At 73.6% G+C, this 22,420-nt stretch carries 19 protein-coding genes and 2 pseudogenes; 8 read left to right on the top strand and 13 right to left on the bottom strand.

Annotated features, from left to right (window positions below; all coding sequences use genetic code 11):
- Positions 1 to 80: 80 nt before the first annotated feature.
- Positions 81 to 662 (bottom strand): DM13 domain-containing protein, encoded by a 582-nt coding sequence (locus ACZ5C2_RS09735; RefSeq protein WP_468788423.1) that lies wholly within the window; start codon positions 660 to 662, stop codon positions 81 to 83.
- Positions 663 to 1,125: 463 nt separating this feature from the next.
- Between ACZ5C2_RS09735 and ACZ5C2_RS09730 the strand changes: the two genes are divergently transcribed.
- Entirely contained in the window at positions 1,126 to 3,291 is a 2,166-nt protein-coding gene (locus tag ACZ5C2_RS09730; RefSeq protein ID WP_468788421.1) for a SpoIIE family protein phosphatase, read from the top strand.
- A gap of 103 nt (positions 3,292 to 3,394) precedes the next feature.
- On the top strand, positions 3,395 to 5,449 hold the full coding sequence (locus ACZ5C2_RS09725; RefSeq protein ID WP_468788419.1) for a SpoIIE family protein phosphatase: 2,055 nt from the start codon (positions 3,395 to 3,397) through the stop codon (positions 5,447 to 5,449).
- Between the two features lie 48 nt (positions 5,450 to 5,497).
- Here the strand turns inward: ACZ5C2_RS09725 and ACZ5C2_RS09720 are convergent, their stop codons facing one another.
- From ACZ5C2_RS09720 to ACZ5C2_RS09710, 3 genes are all read right to left on the bottom strand, one after another.
- On the bottom strand, positions 5,498 to 5,842 hold the full coding sequence (locus ACZ5C2_RS09720) for an SCO4225 family membrane protein (RefSeq protein WP_468788417.1): 345 nt from the start codon (positions 5,840 to 5,842) through the stop codon (positions 5,498 to 5,500).
- A gap of 129 nt (positions 5,843 to 5,971) precedes the next feature.
- Complete coding sequence (locus ACZ5C2_RS09715) at positions 5,972 to 6,655, bottom strand: response regulator (protein ID WP_468788415.1); 684 nt, start codon at positions 6,653 to 6,655, stop codon at positions 5,972 to 5,974.
- Positions 6,652 to 8,946, bottom strand: a complete 2,295-nt coding sequence (locus ACZ5C2_RS09710; RefSeq protein WP_468788413.1) for a sensor histidine kinase — start codon at positions 8,944 to 8,946, stop codon at positions 6,652 to 6,654. Before ACZ5C2_RS09710 ends, ACZ5C2_RS09715 begins: the two co-directional genes overlap by 4 nt.
- A 309-nt stretch (positions 8,947 to 9,255) precedes the next feature.
- On the opposite strand from ACZ5C2_RS09710, the gene ACZ5C2_RS09705 reads away from it, so the two are divergent.
- On the top strand, positions 9,256 to 9,708 hold the full coding sequence (locus ACZ5C2_RS09705; protein ID WP_468788411.1) for a DUF5707 domain-containing protein: 453 nt from the start codon (positions 9,256 to 9,258) through the stop codon (positions 9,706 to 9,708).
- Between the two features lie 47 nt (positions 9,709 to 9,755).
- Here ACZ5C2_RS09705 and ACZ5C2_RS09700 read toward each other — a convergent pair whose 3' ends face one another.
- The 4 genes from ACZ5C2_RS09700 to ACZ5C2_RS09685 all read right to left on the bottom strand — a co-directional run bounded on the left by ACZ5C2_RS09700 (position 9,756) and on the right by ACZ5C2_RS09685 (position 13,580).
- Positions 9,756 to 10,988, bottom strand: coding sequence for an NAD(P)/FAD-dependent oxidoreductase (locus tag ACZ5C2_RS09700; protein ID WP_468788409.1), 1,233 nt, complete (start codon positions 10,986 to 10,988; stop codon positions 9,756 to 9,758).
- A 92-nt stretch (positions 10,989 to 11,080) separates the two neighbouring features.
- Complete coding sequence (locus ACZ5C2_RS09695) at positions 11,081 to 12,025, bottom strand: RNA polymerase sigma-70 factor (protein WP_468788407.1); 945 nt, start codon at positions 12,023 to 12,025, stop codon at positions 11,081 to 11,083.
- Between the two features lie 81 nt (positions 12,026 to 12,106).
- Entirely contained in the window at positions 12,107 to 12,325 is a 219-nt protein-coding gene (locus tag ACZ5C2_RS09690) for a DUF4287 domain-containing protein (protein WP_468788405.1), read from the bottom strand.
- A 115-nt stretch (positions 12,326 to 12,440) separates the two neighbouring features.
- Positions 12,441 to 13,580, bottom strand: coding sequence for a sugar ABC transporter substrate-binding protein (locus tag ACZ5C2_RS09685; protein WP_468788403.1), 1,140 nt, complete (start codon positions 13,578 to 13,580; stop codon positions 12,441 to 12,443).
- A 303-nt stretch (positions 13,581 to 13,883) separates the two neighbouring features.
- Between ACZ5C2_RS09685 and ACZ5C2_RS09680 the strand changes: the two genes are divergently transcribed.
- Both ACZ5C2_RS09680 and ACZ5C2_RS09675 read left to right on the top strand, forming a co-directional pair.
- Entirely contained in the window at positions 13,884 to 14,741 is an 858-nt protein-coding gene (locus ACZ5C2_RS09680; RefSeq protein ID WP_468788401.1) for an SCO2400 family protein, read from the top strand.
- Positions 14,742 to 14,783: 42 nt separating this feature from the next.
- Positions 14,784 to 15,116: an antibiotic biosynthesis monooxygenase family protein gene (locus tag ACZ5C2_RS09675; RefSeq protein WP_468788399.1), complete on the top strand. Its 333-nt coding sequence runs from the start codon at positions 14,784 to 14,786 to the stop codon at positions 15,114 to 15,116.
- 22 nt (positions 15,117 to 15,138) lie between these two features.
- Here the strand turns inward: ACZ5C2_RS09675 and bla are convergent, their stop codons facing one another.
- Both bla and ACZ5C2_RS09665 read right to left on the bottom strand, forming a co-directional pair.
- The gene (gene bla / locus ACZ5C2_RS09670) at positions 15,139 to 16,059 is read right to left on the bottom strand and encodes a class A beta-lactamase (RefSeq protein ID WP_468788397.1); all 921 of its coding nucleotides are present in this window, start codon (positions 16,057 to 16,059) and stop codon (positions 15,139 to 15,141) included.
- 29 nt (positions 16,060 to 16,088) lie between these two features.
- Positions 16,089 to 17,717 carry a penicillin-binding transpeptidase domain-containing protein gene (locus ACZ5C2_RS09665; protein WP_468788395.1) on the bottom strand — a complete coding sequence of 543 codons (1,629 nt, stop codon included), beginning with the start codon at positions 17,715 to 17,717 and terminating at the stop codon, positions 16,089 to 16,091.
- A gap of 115 nt (positions 17,718 to 17,832) precedes the next feature.
- Between ACZ5C2_RS09665 and ACZ5C2_RS09660 the strand changes: the two genes are divergently transcribed.
- Entirely contained in the window at positions 17,833 to 18,768 is a 936-nt protein-coding gene (locus ACZ5C2_RS09660) for a LysR family transcriptional regulator (RefSeq protein WP_468788393.1), read from the top strand.
- A complete protein-coding gene (locus ACZ5C2_RS09655; RefSeq protein WP_468788391.1) occupies positions 18,765 to 19,652 on the top strand; it encodes a serine hydrolase in 888 nt (295 codons plus the stop codon). The genes ACZ5C2_RS09660 and ACZ5C2_RS09655 overlap by 4 nt, the downstream gene beginning before the upstream one ends.
- Before the next feature lie 145 nt (positions 19,653 to 19,797).
- Here ACZ5C2_RS09655 and ACZ5C2_RS09650 read toward each other — a convergent pair whose 3' ends face one another.
- From ACZ5C2_RS09650 to ACZ5C2_RS09640, 3 genes and pseudogenes are all read right to left on the bottom strand, one after another.
- Positions 19,798 to 20,001 (bottom strand): cold-shock protein, encoded by a 204-nt coding sequence (locus tag ACZ5C2_RS09650; protein ID WP_004985680.1) that lies wholly within the window; start codon positions 19,999 to 20,001, stop codon positions 19,798 to 19,800.
- A gap of 241 nt (positions 20,002 to 20,242) precedes the next feature.
- Positions 20,243 to 20,623, bottom strand: coding sequence for a MerR family transcriptional regulator (locus tag ACZ5C2_RS09645; protein WP_468788389.1), 381 nt, complete (start codon positions 20,621 to 20,623; stop codon positions 20,243 to 20,245).
- A gap of 350 nt (positions 20,624 to 20,973) precedes the next feature.
- Positions 20,974 to 21,264 (bottom strand): annotated as a pseudogene (locus ACZ5C2_RS09640) (SbtR family transcriptional regulator); the annotation flags it as partial.
- Positions 21,265 to 21,461: 197 nt separating this feature from the next.
- Between ACZ5C2_RS09640 and ACZ5C2_RS09635 the strand changes: the two are divergent.
- A pseudogene (locus ACZ5C2_RS09635) lies at positions 21,462 to 22,151 on the top strand (cytochrome P450); the annotation flags it as partial.
- Positions 22,152 to 22,420: the final 269 nt, after the last annotated feature.

The following is a 22,420-nucleotide window of genomic DNA, read 5'->3' as shown; positions in this document are numbered from 1 at the left end:
GCCGGACGATCACACACACCCGTAGGTATCGAAAATGTGACGGCCGGGCTACAGCGCGTCCGCCCGGGGCTGGAGTGAAGTCAGGTGAGGGCGAGTTCCGCGGCGCCGAAGGAGACGTCGAAGCGGTCGCACCAGATACTGACGCTGCCGTACCGGGCCGGATCGATGTCGGCGGGCACGCTGTAGTTCTGGCTCCCCTTGTTGCCCTTGAGCTTGCCGAGACCGACGTACTTCCCGTCGTCGAACACGCCCCAGCCGGCCCGGCCCTCCTTGACCGGCGCGTCGGTCAGCCAGACGTGCAGGTCGGGGCCGTTGCTGGTGTCGAGGTTCTCCACCCGCACGATGTGGGCGCCGTCGGCCAGCCGTACGAGCTTCACCGTGCCGGACGTCGCGTGCTCGTGGCTGATCAGTTCACCGCTCGCCAGCGTCACCGGCCCGGCCGGGGAGGGCACGGAGGAGGGCGCGGTGGACGCCACGGGCGACGGCGCGCCGGCCGGCGCCTTCGAGGCGTCCGCCGTCACGGGCAAGGCCTCCTGGACCGTCTCGTCCTGCCACAGCTTCCACGGCTGGAACCAGTACAGCCCGAATCCCGCCCCGGCGACCACCACCGCCAGTACGCCACCCACCCACGGCCTGACCCGCATGCTTCGTCCCCGCCTCATACCGCCCACCTTCGAAGTGATCCCGCCTCAGGCCGCCCATTCAACGCGCACCGGCGGCCGTCCCGGGCCGTCCGCCGGATGACGAAATCCTTACGTCCGCTGCCACCCGGGACCCCGGGCGGCAGCGGACCATGCGGCAGGGGTGCCGGCACGCCGGGAGGTGGCCGTGGAGCCGTGGGGCCGCGGGAGAGGAGCCGGCCATGGGGCCGCGGGGCCGCGGGGGAGGAGCCGGCCGCGGCGGCACGCGTTCCGCGGCGAGGACGGTCCGCCCGTACGGACCGCCGGGTCGGCGTCACGCCACGGCACCGGCGCGCCCAGGACACCTTTCGGGAGTATTGTCCGGTTGTACGGGCGAATCGTCCGTCCCTCGGACGCCCGGGGCGTGGCCGGGGTGCTGCCTCACCGCGGGGAGTTCCACGGGTGCGGATCTCCCCGGACGTCGCCGTCGTCAGGGGGTGAGGGTGTGCGGGACGCCGCCCGCTCCGTGGCCGGTACGGACTCCTCCGGGGAGTTGCTGGATCTGCTGGCGTTCGCCCTGGTGCAGGGCATGCGGGACACCGGCGCCCATGTGGGTGCCGTGTACCTGCTGGCACCGGATGAGCAGGCGCTGAAGCTGGCCGTGCTGAGCGGGGCCCCGTGGGAGATCGCCCTGTCCTGGGCCCGGGTCGGGCTGGACGCGCCGACCCCGGTCGCCGACGCCCTGCGTGACCGTCGCCTGGTGTGGCTCGGTGACCGGGAGGAGATGGCGCGCCGTTACCCGCAGCTGGCCCTGGTACTGCCGTACTCCTTCACCCTGGCCGCCGCCGCGATCACGACCGGCGGCACGGAGTGGGGCGGACTCGTCCTGCACTGGCCCGGCGGGCATCCCGCGGAGCTGAGCCCCGGTGAACGCGACGCGATCGGCGGCATCCGTCACCGCCTCGGCCTCCTGCTGCGGATGGCCGCCGACAGCGGGCGGCCCGTGCGGCCCGGCGCCACCCCGCGCCTGGTGCCCCCGCCCGAGGCCCGCGTCCCCGTCACCGAACCCCCTCCCGGAGCCCGGACCGCCGCACCGTCCGGGAAGCCGGCGGGGACGGACTTCGCCGAGCGTCTTCCCGGCGGGTGCTGCGCGCTCGATCCCGACGGGCGGACGACCTTCCTCACCACCACCGCCGCCCGCCTCCTCGGTGCCGACAGGTCCGAGTTGCTGGGAGTCCGGCCGTGGGAGGCACTGCCGTGGCTCAACGCCCCGGTCGCCCAGGACAACTACCGGGCCGCGGTGCTCAGCCGCCGGCCCACGTCGTTCACCGCCCTGCGTCCGCCCGACCGATGGCTGTCCTTCCGCCTCTACCCGGACGCCTCGGGCATCAGCGTGCGCATCGCCCCCGTCGCGGCGGCGGACACCCCGGTCACCACCCAGGAGCCACCGCCCGCGCCGGTCTCCGCCACGGGCCGGACCGCCGCGCTGTACCACCTGATGCATCTGGCGGCGACCCTCGCGGAGGCGGTCGGCGTACAGGACGTGGTCGACCGGGTCGCCGACCAGGTGTTGCCCGCCACCGGGGCCCAGGCCCTGGCCCTGATGACCGCGGAGGAGGGGCGGCTGCGGGTCATCGGCCACGGCGGCCACCCCGCCGAGCTCATGGACCACTTCGACGGCCTGCCCCTGACCTCGGACGCGCCCGCGGTGCACTGCCTGACCACCGGCACACCCTCCTTCTTCGCCTCCTCCTCCGACCTGCGGCACGCCCACCCCTCCGTGGACCGCCAGGAAGACATGGCCGCCTGGGGCTTCCTGCCGCTGGTCGTCTCCGGACGACCCGTCGGCTCGCTCGTCCTCGCCTACGACCGGGCCCACACCTTCGAGCCCTCGGAACGCACCGTCCTGACCTCCCTGGCCGGCCTGATCGCCCAGGCCCTGGACAGAGCCCGCCTCTACGACGCCAACCACCGGCTCGCCCACAGCCTGCAGGCCGGCCTGCTGCCCCGCGCCCTGCCCCGCCTGCCCGGGCTCGACGTCGCCGCCCGGTACCTTCCCGCCGGCTACGGCATGGGGATCGGCGGCGACCTCTACGACCTCATCCGCCTCGACGAGACCAACGCCGCCGCCACCATCGGCGACGTCCAGGGCCACAACGTGCGGGCGGCCACGCTGATGGGCCAGGTCCGGACCGCGGTCCACGCCACCGCCGGCGCTCCCCCGGGCGAGGTGCTCGCCCGCACCAACCGGCTGCTCACCGACCTCGACCCCGGCCTGTTCACCAGCTGCCTCTACGTCCATCTCGACCTGGCGCACCACCGCGCGCAGCTGGCCAGCGCCGGCCATCCGCCACCCGTCCTGCGGCACCCCGACGGACACACCGAAGTGCTCCGCCTGCCGCCCGGCCTGCTGCTCGGCATCGACCCCACGGCCGTCTACCCGGCCACCGGGATCTCCCTGCCGCCGGGTTCGGTGCTCGTCCTGTACACCGACGGTCTCGTCGAGGTACCCGGCGTCGACCTCGACGTGACGACCGACGCCCTCGCCGGCCGGCTGGCCCGCGCCGGCGACCTGGACGCGGAAGCCCTCGCCGACCTTCTCGTCCACGACGCCGAGCAGAGCACGCACCGCAGCGACGACGTCGCCCTGCTCGTCATCCGGGCGAGGTAGGACGGTCCGCCGGGCACCGGCCCCGGTGGCGTCCGTCACGGCCGAGTTGCCGTGTGCCGCCGGTGCGAGAAGGTAAGGAGGGGGCGCGCGAAGGGAGCTCGCGGTGACAGGCTGTCCCGTCGACGACACCGCGGTGCTGAACGCGCTGTTCGCCGACTCACCCCAGGGTCTGTTCGTCTTCGACGCCGAACGGAAGGTCACCCGTTACAACCCTGCCGCACGGGGGGTGCGGGACCTGAAACCCGGGGACATCATCGGACACCACGTCGACGAGTTCGCCCCCGGATTCGTATCCGGTGAGCTCAGGGCGCTGATCGACGAGGTCATCGCGACCGGCGAGCCGCTGCACAGCCGGCTGGTCCGCGGACGGTCGCCGTCGGAACCGCACATCACCCTCACCGTCGAGGTGTCCCTCTTTCCGCTGCCCAGCCGGGAGGGCGGCATCCCCGGCCTGGTGGGCGTCGTCGAGGACGTGACCGAGAGACAGGCCGCGGCGGACCGCCTCGCCGTGCTCAGTACGGTGCACGCGACCGTCGGCTCCACCCTGGAGGAAGGCTCCACGGCCGGCGAACTGGTGCACGCGCTGGTGCCCGCCTTCGCCGACGCGGCGAGCGTCGACCTGCTGGAGGACGGGTTCACCGGAGGCATGCGCCGGGCCGGTCCCGTACCGGCGGACGTCCCGCTGCGCCGGATCGCCTTCGCACCCCCGACCGTGGGGACGAGCAGGAAACCGGGCGACAGCCACCCCTTTCCCTTTCCGACCCCGTACACCCAGGCCCTCAACGACACCCACGCCCGCCTCGTCCGGGTCTCGGCGGACGACCCCTGGATCTCGGCCGGCCAGGACGGGTTCACCCCGCTGATCGCGGCGGACGTCCGCTCCATGATCGTCGCCCCGCTCATGGCACGGGACACCGTTCTGGGTCTGCTGACCCTTTACCGCAACCGGACCGACCTCTTCGATGAAGCGGATCTGGACGTCGCCCGGCAGGCTGCCGCCACCGCGTCCGCGCACCTGGACAACGCGCGCAGCTATCGCCGCGAGCACACCGTGGCCTCCGCCCTGCAGCGCAGGCTGCAGCCCGGCGAGATCCCGCGCCTCTCGGCGGTGGAGACGGCCCATGTGTATCTGCCCGAGGGGGCGGGCGGCGCCTGGTTCGACGTCGTCCCGCTCTCCGGCGCGCGCGTCGCCCTCGTCGTCGGGGACGTCGCCGGGCACGGCATCGAGGCCGCGGCCACGATGGGCCAGCTCCGTGTCGCCCTGCGCACCCTGGCCCTGCAGGACCTGGAACCGGACGAGCTGCTGACCCACCTGGACGAGGTCGCCGCGCAGCTCCCGGCCGCCGGCGCCCCGGCCGCGCAACCGCACGTGGCGACCTGCGCGATCGCCGTCTACGACCCCGTCTCCCGGAGTTGCGTCATGATCCGTGCGGGGCACCCCGCCCCCGCCGTCGTCGACCCCGACGGGGCGCCGCTCGAGGTGGACGTCCCGCAGGGACCAGCCCTGGGGGCGGGCGGCGGGCAGGTGTTCACGCCGGTGGTGCTCCGGCTCGCACCGGGCAGCCTGGTCGCCCTGTGCACCGGCGGTCTCCTCGCCTCCGGCGGCGGGGACACGGCGGACGCCCGCCGCGACCTCGAGCACGTTCTCGCCACCCCCGGCCGGCCCTTGCAGGACCTGTGCGACACCTGCGTGTACCGCCTGGCTCCCTCCCGCGAGGACGACGCCGTCCTGCTGCTCGCGCGCACCCACGCCCTGCCGCGGGAGGAGGTCGCGGACTGGACCCTGCCCCCCGACGCCTCCGTCGTGGGCACGGCGCGCCGGCTCGTCGACCAGCAGCTCGCCGCCTGGCACCTCGACGAAGCCGCCTACACGACGGAACTCATCGTCAGCGAACTCGTCACCAACGCCATCCGCTACGGCAAGGGGCCGGTACGGCTGCGGCTCATCCACGACCAGGAGCGGCTGTTGTCCGAGGTCACGGACGCCAACAGCGTCAGTCCTCATCTGCGCCACGCCCGCGCGAGCGACGAGGGCGGCCGCGGCCTCTACATCGTGATGCGGCTCAGCTCCCACTGGGGCGTACGGCACAGCCGCGACGACAAGACCATCTGGTCCGAGCAGGACCTCGGCGCGTCCCCGCCGGCCCCCTGGCCATGATGGAGGCCTTGGACCTGTCGGGAGCCGCGGAACTGTGAACGGACGGCCCTACCGGGACTCGGCGCCGCCTTGGCGCAGCCGCCGGGAGCACCAGCCGATAACCACCGCGTTGACCAGTGCGCCGATGACGACGGCAAGCTCGAACATGCCGGGCATCTCGGGCAGGACGATCAGGACGAGGCTGGCCGGTGCGGTGGCGAGCACCGGGATGACACCCGCGAAGGACGCGTCCTCGTTCTCGCCGGTGCTCACCACGAACGTCCATATGACCAGGGCGGCGACGATCCCGAGGTAGATGAGTGCGGCGATGTCGCCGAGGACGTGGCGCAGGCGGCGGATGAGGTTTCGACCGGGTCCGGTCACGGCGGTGGGCTCCTCGAGTGTGCTGGTCATGGTCACGGGTCTGGGTCGGACGGAGAGGGAAGCGGCTGGGATCGGACCGGCCGGGGACAGGCGCCGGACGGTTCCCGGCGGCCCGGGACGGGCGCCGGACGCGGCGCGCGGCAGCACGGTGTGCGGTGGTCAGAGGTGGGGGCCGGGTGGGTTGGGGCGGGCGAGGCCGAGGTCGTAGGCGAAGATCGTGGCCTGGACCCGGTCGCGCAGCCCCAACTTGCGCAGCACCGCGTTGACATGGGATTTCACGGTGCCGACGGTGATGCCGAGCTGTCCGGCGATCTCCGCGTTGGTGAGCCCGGAGGCGACCAGGGTGAGGACTCCCCGCTCGCGGTCGGTGAGGCTGCCCAGTTCGCCGGGGGTTCGCCGCCCCGGGGTTCCCCCGGCCGTTCCGGAGGCGTAGTGGCCGATCAGCCGGCGGGTCGCGGACGGGGCGAGGACGCTCTCGCCCTCGGCCACCACCCGGATGCCCTGCAGCAGTTCGGCGGCGTACACGTCCTTGAGCAGGAAGCCGGACGCACCGGCCCGCAGCGCGTCGAAGACATAGGCGTCGAGATCGAAGGTGGTCAGCACCAGCACGCGCGGGGCGTCCGGACGACCGGTGATGATCCGCGTGGCGGCGATACCGTCCAGCTCCGGCATCCGTACGTCCATGACGACCACGTCGGGCGCCAGCTCCTCGGCCATCCGCACGGCTTCGGCGCCGTCCGCGGCCTCACCGACGACCGTCATGTCCTCCTCGGCGTCGATCACGGCGGCGAATCCCGCGCGCACGATGCCCTGGTCGTCGGCGACCAGCACCCTGAGACTCATCGTTCCCTCTCCTCACCGGCGCCCACGGCCAGCGGCAGCCGAAGACGGACCGTGTCCGCGGGCCCAGTGGTCAGGGTGCCCTCCAGCGCCGCGAGCCGGGCCGTCAGCCGCTCCCGTACAGCCGGGTGGGCGGCGGGTGCGATCCCGGTGGCCGTGATCGTCAACGTACCTTCCGTGGTGTCGATCTCGAGCACCGCGGGGTGGTCGGCCCCGGTGGCGAGCAGTGTCTCGGCGGAGTGGTAGGCGGTCAGGTCGACGGCGGCGGGCAGGCGCCGCGGCACCCGGTCGGTGAGCCGTATCTCGACCTCGCGGCCGGTGGCCCGGCATTGGCGGGCGAGCAGGTCCAGCGCCTGGAGGGTGGGCTGCGGGTGCAGTTCGCGCCCTGCCTCGCTCTCCCGGACCGTGTCGAGCAGGGCGCGCATCGCGGCCAGGGCCTCGCGGGCGCGTCCGGCCGCCGCGTCGAGCCGTCCCGCCTCCGCCTCCGCGACCATGTCGGCGGTGCGCGCCAGCACGGTGGTCTCCAGCCCTCCGGCGATCCGGCGGCGCTCCGCCCAGGCGTCCCGGACCGCCTCCTCGGTCCAGGTGGCGAGGGCCTCGTCCCGGCTGCCCCGGGCGGCCCGCTCACGGCGGCCGCGCAGGGCCCCGCACCAGTGGGCCGCGCCGGCCGCCAGGGCGGCCCCGGCCGTCGCCCCCACGGCGACCGCCCAGTCGGGGACCGTGGTGCCCCGGTCCAGTACGGCGACGGTCATGGCCACCGCGTGCACCGCGGCGGCGACGGCCGCGAGGAGTACGCGCGGGCGGTCCCCGGCCGTCCTTCGGGTGGCGTCCGCGGCGAGGGCCGCGCAGGTGGCGAGCATGCTCAGCGCGGGCGGGAGGACGACCGGTCCCGTGTACTCGCCCGCGGCCATCGCGAACGGCCAGACCAGGGCCAGGGCGAACAGGACCCCCTGGGCGGTGCGCGGTGCCCGGCGCAGCCACAGCAGCGTGACCGCCTGTGCGGCGGCCAGCAGCGCGAAGAGCACACCCGCCGACACGTGTGAACCGCCCGGCCTCGCCTCCGCCACGATGACCATGGACGGCAGCATCGGCTGCAGTACGAGGAAGAGGGCCGCCACCACCTGCGCCGCGCGGTAGCCGCGCTGCGCGGACCGCTCCACCGGGGCGGCACTCCGGCCGGGCAGGACCGCGCGCACCTCCCAGCCGCCGTCCGCCGTCGGGCCGGTGGCCAGGGTGCCACCCGCCTCCCTGGCCCGGGACCGCAGAAAGCCCTGGCCGCGTCCTCCACCGAGACCCGCGCCGTGCGCCGGCGTACCGGGGAGCGGCGCCCCACTGGTGACCACGACGTCCGTACGGTCGTCGCCGTACCGGCACAGCACCCGCGTGGGCGCGCCGGGGGCGTACCGTGCCACGTTGGTCAGCGCCTCGCGCACGATGCCGTACGCCGCGTCCGCGACGGCGCCGTCCGGCAGCGGGTCGATCTCGCAGTCCACCCGCTGGTCGAGGCGCCGGAATCCGGCGACCAGGTCGAGCAGCCGTTCCTCCGGGGACGGCAGATCCTCGCCCGACGGCGCCGGGGCCCGTACCGCGCCGAGCGCCCGGGTGACCTCGTGGCCGGTGTCGACGGCGAACCGCAGTGCCTCGTCGGTGAGTTCCGGGCGGCGGTCGCGCAGGCCCAGGGCGGCACCCGCCGTGACCACCACGGCCGTCAGATGGTGGGCGCTGACGTCGTGCAGTTCCCTTTCCATACGGCGCCGTTCGGCCGCGGGGAGCCGGTGACGCTCGGACTCGGCCCGCCTCAGCAGCCGCTCCGACGACCGCCGTACGCGACGGGCCCGCCGGAGGAACAGCCCGGCGCCGCACGTGGTGGCGTACAGCAGGGCGGTGAGGACCAGGTCGAGTCCGTCACGGTCGCTGATCCGGTGCAGGGTGATCCCGTACAGCAGTTGCCAGAGCGCGAGCGTCGCCACGCACAACACGGTGGTGAACGTGTCGCGTTCGGTCGCCACGGTGAACAGGGCGAGCGCGACACCCGCGGTGCCGAGCACCGCCGTCGCCCCCGCGGGCAGCGGCCCGGCGCCCAGCGCGCACGCGGCGGTGACCAGGACGAAGGCGGTGACCGGGCGGGTACGGCGCAGGAAGAGCACGGCCGTGACCGAGCCGCCGACCAGGGCCGCCACAAGCAGGGCGGACGCGGCCGGGACGTCCCCGCGCGCCAGCGCCGCACCCGGCCACACCACGGCCTGGACGCACAGCAGAAGGACCGGGAGCAGCCGGTCGTCTATTCGCTTCATGACGAGCCAAGGCTATGGCCGCGGGTGAACGGTCCGACTCCGGCTGAAGGGGGATTCCGCCCTCTTACCTGGGGTGCAGACGGCGCGGGGGGGGGTGGACGACCCGGCGGCGTTCTGCCTCTCCGGTTCGACGCGGCAGTCGTCCCGTGGACCGAGGACCGCGCGCCGGCCCCGCCCTAGGCTCGATCACATCGGGACAGCGGGGGACCGACGGCGGGACAACGCCGGCCGGAGCCACCCTCCCGTTCTCTTCGGCGGGTGCGGGCACCGCACCGGCTCTCCACCACACACGTCCCAGGGGGACTTCCCATGCCCAAGCACCTTCTCGTGTCGTCGCTCATCGCCGCCGCCGTCGTGGGCGGGGTCGCCGTCGGCGGCCTCGCGGTGGCCTCGCCCGCCACGGAGCCGACCCTGGAGAACACCTCGGTCCGCTACGTGGCACCGTCCGGCACCACCGCGGGGTCGCTCGGCCTCACCACGGACGTGAGCGACGACTCGGGCGTCCGGGGCCTCAAGGTCATCGCCTGGCCGGTCGGTTCGAAGCTCGACGAGCCGACCGAGGCGGAGATGCGGTACGTGGACGATGCCACCTGCCGCCCCGCCACGGCCACCACCTCCCGCTGCACCTACACGGTGAAGGCCACGCGGGAGGAGGTGGCCGATCTGGACAAGGGGACCTGGCACGTCTCCGTGCTGGCGACGGCGAAGGACGGCGGCACGGTGTTCGTGCGGCGCGCCGCCACGTTCGACCTCACCGGCTGATCCGCACGGTTCCCGGCGGTCCTGACCGTCGGGACGGGGTGCGGGGCTCAGGCCGCCGCCTCGGCCGCCGTGCCCGCCGTGTCGGCCGTGCCCGCCGAGCGGACCTCGGCAGGTCCGGGAGCCGGGATCCGTACGGCGCGGCGCCGGGTCGGTATGCCGAGCGTCGGGTGGGCCACTCCCCAGGCGGCGCCCTTGCAGACCAGTTCCTTGTAGAGGGCGGCGAGCCGTCCGGTCAGGGCCGTGTCGACGGCGCGGTCGTCGGCGGTGACGTACTGGATGAGTCCCTCCTTGCGGCCCAGGGAGATGCACTGGTTGAAGTAGCGGAGCGGCACCTTGGGGAGCTTCCCGCCGGTCAGCCGGGCCGCGATGGCGTCGGCGGCCTGCCACGCGGTGGGGACGCCCGAGGCGCACGACATCCGCAGCGGTTTGTCGCCGGGGCCCGTCACCATGGCCGCGTCGCCGATGGCGTACACCTCGGGGTGCGAGACCGAGCGCATGGTCACGTCGACCACGATCTGCCCGGTGGCGGTGGCCTCCAGGGCGGTGGCCCGAGCGATCGGGTGGACGGCGAAGCCGGTGGTCCACACGGTGAGCGCGGCCGGGAGGGACGCGCCGTCGGCGGTGGTGACACGGTCGGCGCCGACGGCGGTGACGTCGGCGTGCTCGTGCACGGTGATGCCGAGCCGGTCGACGACCTTGCGCAGGTGCCGGCGGCCCTTGGGCGAGAGCCAGTCACCGAGGCCGCCGCGGGCGGCGAGGGCGACGTCGAGGTCCGGGCGGGCCTCGGCGATCTCGGTCGCGGCCTCCAGGCCGGTGAGACCGCCGCCGACCACGACGACGGGCTGTCCGGCGTCCAGACGGGCGAGCCGCTCGCGCACCCGGAGCGCGCCGGGGCGGCCGGCGATCTCGTGGGCGTGCTCGGCGGTACCGGGGACGCCCTGGTCGTTCCAGCGGCTGCCGAGGGCGTACACCAGGGTGTCGTACTCCAGCTCGCCGTCGCCGTTCGCGTCCCGGACGGCCACCTCCCTGCGGTCGACGTCCACGCCGGTGACCTGCGCGAGCCTCAGTTCCACGCCGGTCCCGGCGAGCATCTCGGCGAGGGGACGGTGCTTGAGCTGCCGTCCGGCCGCGAGCTCGTGGTTGCGCACGCGCTCGACGAAGTCGGGCTCGGCGTTGACCAGGGTGATGGCGACGTCCTCACGGCGCAGCCGCCTGGCGAGGCGTCCGGCGGCCGAGGCTCCGGTGTAGCCGGCTCCGAGGACGATGATGCGGTGCTGCATGGCCTGCTCCTGTCGTCTGCGGGTTCACCCCTTGAACCGGGCGGCCCGCCGTTCCCTGACAGGGTCGTGATGTGACGTGCGTCACATCACACTCAGAACGCGTGGAGCAGGGGTTCGCCGTGATCGCCGGCCGCCCAGCGCTCGGTCACGCGCGCGAGCTTGTCCGGGTTGACCTGGCTGCGGACGGCGGCGATGCCGTCGGCCGTCATCTCCAGGCACATGACTCCCACGACCCGGCCCTCGACGACGGCCACCACCGCGGGCTCACCGTTGGCCGTCGTGACGTAGACCCCGGGCGAGCCGCCGATCAGGGCGCGCTTGGCCTTGCCCGGTGTGAACAGACCCCGCACGAACGTGGCGACCGCGAGCGCGCCCTCGAACGCCTTGGCGCGGGCCGGAATCTTCCCGCCGCCGTCGCCGACCGCGACGGCGTCCTGGGTGAGCAGCCGGACCAGCGGCTCGGTCCGTCCGCTGGTGGCGGCCGCGAGGAACTCGTCGACGATCCGCCGGGCGGCGGCCTCGTCGATGTCCGTACGGGCCCTGCCCTGCGCGAGGTGCCGCTTGGCGCGGTGGAGGATCTGCTGGCTGGCGGCCTCGGTGAGGTCGAGGATCTCGGCGATCTCCCGGTGCGGGTAGTCGAACGCCTCCCGCAGGACGTACACCGCCCGCTCGTTCGGAGCGAGCCGCTCCAGCAGGACGAGTACCGCGTACGACACCGACTCCCGCTGTTCGGCGGTGTCGGCGGGGCCGAGCATCGGGTCCCCGGCGAGCAGCGGCTCGGGGAGCCACTGGCCCACGTAGGTCTCGCGCCGCGCGCGGGCCGAGGCGAGCTGGTTGAGACACAGGTTGGTGAGCACCTTCGTCAGCCACGCCTCGGGGACCCGGATGCGCTCGACATCGGCGCCCTGCCACCGCAGGAACGTCTCCTGCACCGCGTCCTCGGCCTCGCTCGCGGAGCCGAGCAGCCGGTAGGCGATGGCCTCCAGCCGCGGCTTGGAGGCCATGAACCGCTCCACGTCGCGCACGCTCAGGACCATGCCCCGGATCCTAACTCCGACGGCACGGGACGGCCGTTGGGGAGGGCCGGGTGCGCCCCGGGCGCGACGGCCCCCGCCGCCCTACGGCCTCGGGCCGCTGTCCTCGGCGAGGGTGTGGGCGACGAGGGCGTTGGCGTGGCCGTGGCCCAGACCGTGCTCGGTCTTGAGCCAGGCGACGAGCTCCATGTGCCGGGTCAGCGGTGACGTGCGGATGAGGTCCTTCCACTCCGCGACCGGACGGCCGTACTTCTTCTCGATCGACGGGAAATAGCTCGCGGGGCCCTTCGCCTGTGCGGTCATGGCGGCCGCTCCTTCTTTCGATGCGCGGTTCGCGGTTCGTCTCGTCACTGACGACCGGTGCACGGAGCGGAAGTGATCGGCGCACGGGAGGTGAGCCGCGTCACGTCGGCGTGGTTCACGAGCCGAGACCGATCTCCGCGCAGGCCGTCGCGTAGGCATCGGTGCAGATGTCCTTGACGGTGTAGACGCCGTCTTCGATCACCGTGTCCTCGATGTTCTCCTTCGTGAGGGCCACCACCGGGACCAGCATCGCCGGGACGTCCTTCTGCGTGGGGCTGTCGATGCGGTCCCGGGCCAGCGCGTCGAACTGGATCGAGCGCTCCTGCACCTTGGCCACCGCCATGTCGGCGGCCCCGGTGGCCTCCAGCAGGAAGGACTTGTACACCGTCATGTGCTGTGTGCCCGTCACGATCCGCTGCACGGCCGCGAGGTCCGCGTCCTGCCCGGTCACCGGCGGCATGTCGGTCACGCCGGCGTCCTCGAGCGTCTTGATGACGGCACCGGCCATGCCGTCGTTCGCCGAGTAGACGGCGGCGATATTGCCCACGCCGACCTCCTTGAGCGCCTTGCGCATGTTCTCCGCGGCGACCTCGGGCAGCCACTTCGTGGTGTCGTAGGTCTTGACGATGTTGACCTTGCCGTCCAGTTCGCTGAGCGCGCCCTTCTTGAACAGTGCCGTGTTCGGGTCCGCGGGCTCGCCGTTCATCATGACGACCTTGCTGGTGTCGGCGTCGTCACCGAGCTCGGTCACGAGGGCGCGGCCCTGCACCTGGCCGACGAGTTCGTTGTCGTGCGAGACATACGCGTCGATCGGGCCCTCGGCGAGACGGTCGTAGGCGATGACGGGGATGTCCGCCTCCTTGGCCTTGCGCACGGCCGGTGCGATCGCCTTGGCGTCCACCGCGTCCACCAGGATCACGTCGACGCCGTCGGCGATCATCTGTGCGAACTGCTCGTTCTGCTTGGCCATGCTGCCCCCGGCGTTCGCGTAGGCGACCTTGCCCTTCTTGTCGGTGAGGGAGGAGATCCGCTCCTTGATGAGCGGGTAGTCGAACTTCTCGAAGCGCGCCGTGTCCGTGTCGGGCAGCAGCAGACCCACCGTTATGTCGTTGGTCCTGGAGCGCGGCTCCGCACCGTCGTCGCTGGTCGCGCCGACGAGGCCGCACCCGGTCAGCGAGAGGGCCGACAGCGTGGCGGTCAGAAGCGCGACGCTGCGACTCACGGACAGGGGGGCATGGGTGGTACGCGGGTTCACGTGGGGTGCCTTCCGGGCGGTCGTGCGGCGTGGGCGGCCAAGTGGCTGGAAAGCCAACGCGGCACCTCGGTACGGCGTCAAGGCCGACTTCCGGCCACATCCTGAACACCGGTCAGCAGTGTGTCCGTTGTGCGGTGATGCGGCACGCATGCTCACGACCTTCTCGCGCGGCGCACGGAGAATGTGCGCAGGAGCGGCACACGGGCTGCACACAGTGGGTGGCGGGTCTGGCTAGCGTTGCTGTCCCCTGCTCGGACCGGTCACCTTCCGGGCGGCCGGTACGACAACTCAGGAAGACAGCGGATGGACTACTGCTCCACGTGCCGCCGGCATCTGAACGGCGCCCTGGTCTGCCCCGGCTGCGGTGCTTACGCCCCCGACATCGCGCCCAGCGCCATCGGCGGTCAGACCGTTCCCGTAGCGGCGACCACTGCCACCGGTCCCCCCGCCGTAACGTCCCCCGCGGCACGGCCCGGTGACGTGCCGCCAGACGTGCCGGGCGAGACGCCCGCGCTCTCGGGCACCGGCCGTGCGGCGCGGCGGCGGCAGTTGGCCCGCTGGAAGAAGACCCAGCGGCGTGCCCTGGTCGCCACGGCGGTGGCCCTCGTGGGCGGCGGGCTGACCCTCACCTCGGCGAACAGCGGCACCGGTGACCGCACCCAGGCCGCCACCGCACCCGACATCCAGGGCATGGGCGGCGCGACGGGCCCCGCGGACGGCTCCGCCGGCCCGGATTCCCCCACCGTCTCCCCTGACCGTACGGCGCAGTCGCCCCCGGCCGACGACAGGCGCCGCACGCCGGACGGCGCCACGCCGGCCTCCACCACGCCGTCCCGCGACCGCACGGACAACGCCCCCGCGACCCGGACGGAGCAGACGTCCCCGCCACGGACGACGGCCCCGGACGCCGTCTCCCGCTCGGGCGCCCGCTCGGACGCGGTCGGGGAGAGGGATGCGGACGCGGACCCGGAGCAGGCCTCCGGACCGGCCTCCGGCTCCGGTACGACCGCCCCGCCCACGTCCACGCCCCCGCCTCCGGCCGCCGACAACGGCACCGGTGGCACGGACCAGGGCGAGAGTTCCGGAACCGCCCCCTCCACACCGCCGGCCACCGAGTCCGACTCCTCCCGGCTCTGCCTCCTGGTGATCTGCCTCGGCTGACCCGCCGCGCGTCCCGTGCCGCCCCTGCGGAACAATCGGGACATGAGCATCGTCAAGATCAACGTACTCACGGTCCCGGAGGAGCAGCGCGAGACGCTGGAGCAGCGGTTCGCCGCGCGGGCGGGGGCGGTGGAGGGTTCGGACGGGTTCGAGTGGTTCGAGCTGCTGCGCCCCGTCGAGGGCACCGACACCTACCTCGTCTACACCCGCTGGCGGACCGAGGAGGACTTCCAGCGCTGGATGGCCGGCCGCGGCCAGGCCGCGCACGGCGGGGCGGGCAGCGGGGCGCAGGGCGACAAGCCCCGTCCGGCGGCCACGGACGCCACGCTGTGGTCCTTCGAGGTGGTCCAGCAGGCCGCGCCCAAGCAGGGATGACGACGAGAACGGCCCCCTCGGTTCAGCCGAGGGCGGCGAGGACGCGGCGGGTGGCCTCGGCGATCAGCGCGTCGCTGGGGGCGGCGTCGCGGTCGGGGCGGTCGGTGAGGACCGCCAGCACCAGCGGGGCGCCACGCCCGGGCCACAGCACGGCGACGTCGTTGGCCCGGCCCCAGGGGCCGGTACCGGTCTTGTCGCCGGTCCTCCAGCCGTGGGGGACGCCGGCCCGGATGCGCCGGCCGCCGGTGGTGCTGCGGACGAGCCAGTCCGTCAGAAGGGCCCGCCCGGCGGCCGGCAGGGCGTCGCCGAGCACGAGGGCGCGGTAGTCGGCGGCGACGGCCCGGGGGGTCGTGGTGTCGCGCGGGTCCCCGGGCGGGTTGTTGTTCAGCTCGGGTTCGCCGTGGTCCAGGCGGCTCACGGAGTCACCGAGTGCGCGCAGGTGGGCGGTGAGGGCGCGCGGGCCGCCGAGGTCGCGCAGGAGCAGGTTGGCGGCCGTGTTGTCGCTGTGCCGGACGGCGGCGTCGCAGAGGTCCCGGACGGTCATGCCGGTTCCGGTGTGCTTCTCGGTGACGGGTGAGTAGGGGACGAGGTCGTCCCGGGTGTAGGTGACGCGTTCGCCCAGGCGGGCGGGCGGACGGCGGTCCAGGACGGCGGCCGCGGCGAGCGTCTTGAAGGTGGAGCAGAACGCGAAGCGTTCGTCGGCACGATGGACGACGGTGGCCCCGGTGCCGGTCGCGAGGGCGTGGATCCCGAGGCGGGCGCCGTACTCGCGTTCGAGGTCGGTGAGACTCCGGGGTTTCACGGGCGCGGGCGCGGGGCGGCCGGACGTCGCCGTGCCGCCCCGGCCGCGTTCGCGCGCCGGTGCGTCGTCGGTGGCGCATCCGGCCACGGGGGCGAGGGCCGCGGCCAGCAGCAGCGCGCGGCGGGAGGGGTGTGGGGTCACGGGGAGACGCTCGCTTTCGGACGGTGCGGTCAGGACTCGGGTACGGCGGACAGCAGGGCCTCGATCACCGGTCCCGCCGAACCGCCTCCGGTGACGCCCTCCTCGACCACGCAGGCCACGGCCACATTGCCCCGGTGGGCGACCATCCAGCCGTTGTTGTCCTGGTCCTCGGAGACCTCCGCGGTGCCGGTCTTGGCACCGATGCCGCCGGGCAGGCCGGCCAGGACGCGGGCCGTGCCCTCGGTGACGGTGGCCCGCATCAGTGCGCGCAGCTGGGTCACCACCTCCGGCGGCAGCGGGGTGGTGCTGGTCGAGTCCTCGGTGCCGTCGACGAGCGAGGGCTGGTGGAAGGTGCCCGATACGGCCGTGGCGGTGACCGACGCCATGATCAACGGGTTGGCCTGAATTCGCCCCTGCCCGATCATCGAGGCGGCCTTCTCGGTGGCGTCGCGCGGGACCGGTACCGAACCGTCGTACGAGGGAACACCCACGTGCCAGGTCTGGCCGACCCCGAAGTACTTCTCCGCCACGTCGCCGAGCTCGCCCTCGCCGAGCTTGCCGCGCAGGCTGATGAACGCGGTGTTGCAGGACTCGGTGAAGTCCTTGCGGAAGGTGGCGCCGGGGTGTGCGGAGGTCTCGACGTTCTGGAACCGTTTGCCCACCGTCAGGTACTTGGGGCAGTCCACGACGTCGTCGGGTGCGACCGCGCCCTTCAGCAGCAGGGCGCTGCTGGTGACGATCTTCCAGGTGGAGCCGGGCGCGTAGGTGCCGGAGACGGCGCGGTTGAAGCCGGAGGCGGGCGCGTTGGCCACGGCCAGGATCTCGCCGTCGTCGATGCGCAGGGCGACGAGCGCGGCGTTCTTGCCGTCGGCCTTCGCAAGGGCGCCTTCGGCGGCCGACTGCCAGCCGGCGTGGAGGGTGGTGCGGACGGGTCCGTCGTCCCTGACGGTGTCCTTCCCGCCGAAGGACGCCTCGGTGCGCCGCACCTCCCCGGTGGTCCGGTCGACGAGCTGTACGGCGCCGCGCGGGCCACCGCCGTCCGCGCCTCCGGCCAGCTGGGCCAGGACGGGGGCGAGTGAGGGGTGGGTGGCGGCCGAGAGGGTCTCGCCGTCACGGTCGGTGGCCTCGACCGGCGCGGTCTCCTCGCGCTCCAGGCGGAACTTCTCCGTGCCGGTGAGCCTCGGGTGGACGAGCGAGAGCTTCCACTCCACCTTCCAGGCACCGTCCTTGTGCTCCCGCAGGGGCAGTTCTGAGCTGTAGGTCCAGGTGCCGAGGCCCGTGACGGGCATCTTCGCGGTGAAGGGCACGGTGAGGGTGCCGTCACCGGTCTCCTCGGGTTCTCCGGCCGTGAACCGTGGTGTGCCGATGTCGAGTCCGGTGGTGAAGCTCGCCAGCACCTGCTCCGCGCGGTCGGGTCCGGTCGTACGGGCGGCGGCCTGCGGCAGTCGTCCGGCAGCCCAGTCGGCGAGGAACGCGCGGGCCTCGGCCACCGCCTCGGGGTCGGGTCCGGGCTCGCCCCCGAAGGGGCCGAGCCCGGCCGCGTACGCCCCGCCCAGGGCGACCGCGGCCACCGCGGCCACCGCGGTGAGGGACTTGGCCGTTCTGCGGGGGCGGTGGCGGCGCGGACCATCAGGGGGGAATACGAGAGAGGAGTTCATGCCCCGACAACAACAGTGGGGAGGACCGTCCGTCCAAGTCCGCTATCAATCATGGATTGATTAATACCCGATATGATTACTGGTCGTGGACCTGGTGCGGCACCTGGAGTGCTTTGTGGCTGTTGCAGAAGAGTCACACTTCGGGCGTGCGGCGGCCCGTCTGGGGATGGCCCAGCCGCCGCTGTCGCAGCGCGTCCAGCGACTGGAGAGGGAATTGGGCGTCCGGCTCTTCGAGCGGACCAGCCGTCAGGTCACGATCACCGAGGCGGGGCGGCTGCTGCTGGCCGAGGCCCGTGAACTCCTCGCCCGTTCGGAGTCGTTCCTCGCCACCGCGCGCCGGGTGCGCGACGGCGAGACAGGGCTGCTGCGGGCCGCCCTCCCCCCGGACCTCTCGGGCGGGACCGTCGCCGCGCTGCTCGCGGACTTCGGGCGCCGTCACCACGGTCTCGAGCTGGAACTGCACGAACTGCCCACCGCACAGCAGCTCGCCCGGCTCGCGGCCCACGAACTCGACGTCGGCATCGTGCACCATCCGTGCGACGTCTCCGGCCTGGAACTGGGCCCGGTGCTGCGGCGGGAGCTCGGTGTCCTGCTGCCGCGCGGGACTCCCGCGGCCGGGCTCGACGAGGTGCCCCTGGTCGCGCTGACCGGCCACGACCTGATCCTCTTCCCCCGCGCGGCGGCCCCGGCCGTCTACGACGACCTGCTGACCACCTGCGCCCGGGGCGGCTTCACCCCCGCCGCCGTACGTCACGGCCAGGGCGACGCCTTCGTCCGCGGGCTGGTGCTGTCCGCCGGGGCCGTCGCCCTGTGCCCGCGTGACTCCCGGCCACCCGCGGGGGACGGGGACCCGGACGTCGTGTGGCGTCCGCTCACCGGCGGGGCGCCGGCGCTGCGGCACTCCGCCGTCTGGCCCAAGGGGCGCGGCGACGCCGCCGTGCACGCCTTCGCCGAGGCGGCCACGCACGCGCTGCGCACCGCCGCCGGCGCGACCCCCGACGTGCCCACCCGCCCCCTGCACCTGCGTCCGGCATCGGAGTACTGGCTGTGACCGACGCCGTCGCCCGCATCCACGCGGCCTTCGCCGACGCCGGCGTCACCGGCCGGCTGCACGCCCTCGACATCGACTCCGGCGGGCAGCTCGACGCCGGGGCGGACCAGCCGGTGCCCACGGCCAGTATCCACAAGCTGTGTGTCCTGCTCACGCTGCACGAACAGGCCGCGGCGGGCCGGCTGGACCTCACCGAGCAGGTCGAGTGCCTGCCCGACGGGCGCACCACGGGGCCCACCGGACTGGCCGCCATGCTGGACGCTGCCCGGCTGTCCCTGCGGGATCTGGCGTATCTGATGATGGCGGTCAGTGACAACGCCGCCGCCGATCTGCTGCTGCGCCGGGTGGGTCTGGACGCCGTCAACGCGACGACGGCCCGGCTCGGGCTCACGCGGACGCTCGCCGTTCACTCCTTCGGTGACATGCTCGCCACCGTCAAGGAGGACGCCGGTCCGGACGGCGCCCGCGCGCTCGCCGACCCGCGGGTCATCACCCGGCTGCGGGCCCTGGACCCCGCCCGCACCAACCGCAGCACTCCGCGCGACCTGACCCGTCTGCTGGCCGCCGTGTGGCGGGACGAGGCCTGTACGCCGGAACACGGCGCGGCCATGCGGCGGATCATGGGGCTCCAGGTGTGGCCGCACCGGCTGGCCTCCGGGTTTCCGTTCGACGACGTCCATGTCGCCGGGAAGACCGGCAGCCTGCCGACTCTGCGCAACGAGGTGGGGGTCGTCGAGTACCCGGACGGCGGCCGTTACGCCGTCGCCGTGTTCACCCGTACGGCGCACACCGCCGCCACCCTTCCGGCGGCGGACGCGGTGATCGGCACGGCGGCGAGGATCGCGGTGGACGCGCTGCGGGCGGCACGGTTGCGGTCGCGGTGATCCGTACGCGCGCGCCCGGCGGCCCGCATGCCCCCGCCCGGCGGTCTGATCGCCGGGCGAAAGTCTGGTGAAGAAGCAGGGGAAAACAAGGAGCAGGGGCCCGCACCGAAGTGCGGACCCCTGCTCCTGAAACCCTGCGTACAGGTCAGGCGGGAACGATGTTCTCCGCCTGCGGGCCCTTCTGGCCCTGGGTGACGTCGAAGGTCACCTTCTGGCCTTCCTGGAGCTCACGGAAGCCCGAGGTGGCGATGTTCGAGTAGTGGGCGAACACGTCAGCGCCGCCGCCGTCCTGCTCGATGAAGCCGAAGCCCTTTTCCGAGTTGAACCACTTCACCGTACCGGTGGCCATATCAAATCTCCTGAGACAGTGTCGGAACCCGCACTTTACGAATCCCTCCATCGTCGCGATGATCACCTGCCCGGAGAACCGGTAGCAAACTGGCAACCACAACTGCAACTGACGTCAGCCTAGCACGATCCATATCCGCGGCAAGCGAGGAAAATCACTGGAATTAAACACCGGCGGCGTGTTTAGGGAAAGAGATTTTCCGCAGCGGGAGCGGAAATACTGTTCCGACGGCGATAGATTTTCACCGGCCTCCCGGGACCGCGCCCGCCTCCCGCCGACGGAGCTCCTCGTTGGCCCGTTCGGCCTGTTCCAGCTGCTCCTCGAGGCTGACGATGCGGCACGCGGCGTCGACCGGTGTGCCCTGGCCGACCAGCTCGCGGACCCGGGCGGCCAGCCTCAGCTGGTGGCGCGAGTAGCGGCGGTGGCCACCCCCGGAGCGCGTCGGGGTGACCAGCCGTGCCTCGCCCAGGGCCCGGAGGAACGCGGGGGTGGCTCCGACCAGTTCGGCGGCCCTGCCCATGGTGTAGGCCGGGAAGTGGTCGTCGTCGAGCCGGTCGGCGACGGGGAGCCGGTCCCGGTCCGGCTGCCGGCCGTCGGCGTACGGCTGACCTTCCGAAGGCATACGCACCTCTCCGCGGACCACAGAAGGCACGGCCCGCCACGGGGACGGGTTCCCCGCGGGAGAACTCTAGTCGCCCCGGTGGAAAAACTGTCGTGGCGGAGGCAGATGCCGTTCCGTCCGGTTCCGTGGCGGGGACTCCCGGTGCGTCCCGGCCGCTCCCCTCCGGCCACTACGCCTCGCCTCCCCCTTCGGATCTCCGGCCGGGCGGGTGCGGTGCGGTCGCATCTCTCCGAGTGCGTTCCCGAGTTCGGCCTCGGTGAGAGCCCTGCCGGGGGGGGGTGTGGCGGTGCGGCGCGGAACCCGTCGAGCAGCAGGGCCAGAGGACGGTGCCAGGCATCGGGTGGGGCGGCCGTGACGAGGGGCGGAACGGCGCGGCCGAGGGCGGCCAGGGCGAACAGCAGGTCCTCGGTGGTGGCGTCGGGGCGCACGGTGCCCTGGTCACGGGCCCGGTTGAGCAGCAGGTCGACGGTCCGGCGGTTGTGGGCGTGCACGGTCCGGAGAACCTCGATGTCCGGCACACGGGTGGTCATGAGGTCGTTGGTGCCCCGGTCGGCCGCCAGGGTGGTGAAGACGGCGTGGAGGTAGCCGGTCAGCCCCGTCCAGGCATCCGGCGCGGTCCGGGCCTGTTCACCGGCCGCCATGGTGCCCGTCAGCTGGTCGCGGCGAGCGCGGAGAGGACGGCGACGTGCGGGTGCCCACCCTGGAGCAGCCGGCCCCCTCGGCCACGACCTGGCCGCCGACCCGTTCTCCGTGCTCGCGGCCCTGCGGGCCGGGGGGACCGGTGCACCGTGTCCACGTTCCGGGGAGCGGGGACGCGTGGCTGGTGGTGACGCGGGAGGCGGCGCGGGCCGCGCTGACCGGCTACCTCACCGAGCTGATCGCCGAGAAGACCCGCGCACCGGACGGTTTCCTGCCGGCGGACCTGACCACGACCGCCGACCCGTCCGGCACGCAGGCCGCCCTCGCCCCCGCGGAACTTCTCGGTATGGCCTTCCTGCTCCTCGTCGCCGGTCACGAGACGACGGTCAATCTGATCTCGGCGACCGTGTACCGCCTCCTCACCCACCCGGACCAGCTCGCTCTGCTGCGCGCCGATCCCGCGCTGACCGGGCCCGCGATCGAGGAGTCGCTGCGTTTCGACTCCCCCGCCCACGCCGGCACGTTCCGCTTCGCGGCGGATCCGCTCGACCTGGCGGGCACCCGGGTGGCCGCCGGTGACGCGGTCCTCGTCTCCCTCGCCGCGGCCTCCCGGGATCCGCTCGCCTTCCCCGACCCCGACCGCTTCGACATCACCCGCCGTCCTCAGGGCCGCCTGGCCTTCGGACACGGAGCGCACCACTGCCTCGGTGCCCCGCTCGCCCGCGTGGAGGCCGCCGTCGCGCTCCGCCTCCTCCTGGAACGGCACCCCGCTCTCGCCCTCGCCGCCCCGGAGCCCTTCACCTGGCGCTCGGGCACGCTGCTGCGCAACCTCACGGCACTGCCCGTACGTCCGGGAGGGACGACCGGGACGGACGACCGGGCGGGCTGAAGGCACAGAACGTCGCCGGCCCGGGCCCCCGGGGGGCCGCCCGGTCCACCGGCGCCCCGGAGGCGGAGAGGACGGTCGCCCGGCCGACGGTGCAGGAACGCGGATGCGGATGCGGGAAGGCCGGGGCCGGGCCCCGAGCTGCACACGTGGGGACGCGACGGCCCGTCCCGGCCTTCCCTCTGGCCGCAATCTGCCATGGGCCGGGACCGGCCGCCCGCCGGGGCGGGCCGAATGAGAGGGCGGGCCGGTCGAGGGGACCCCTCGACCGG

This window comes from Streptomyces sp. NPDC031365 (assembly GCF_055569765.1).
This window is presented reverse-complemented; position numbering and strand designations above follow the sequence as displayed.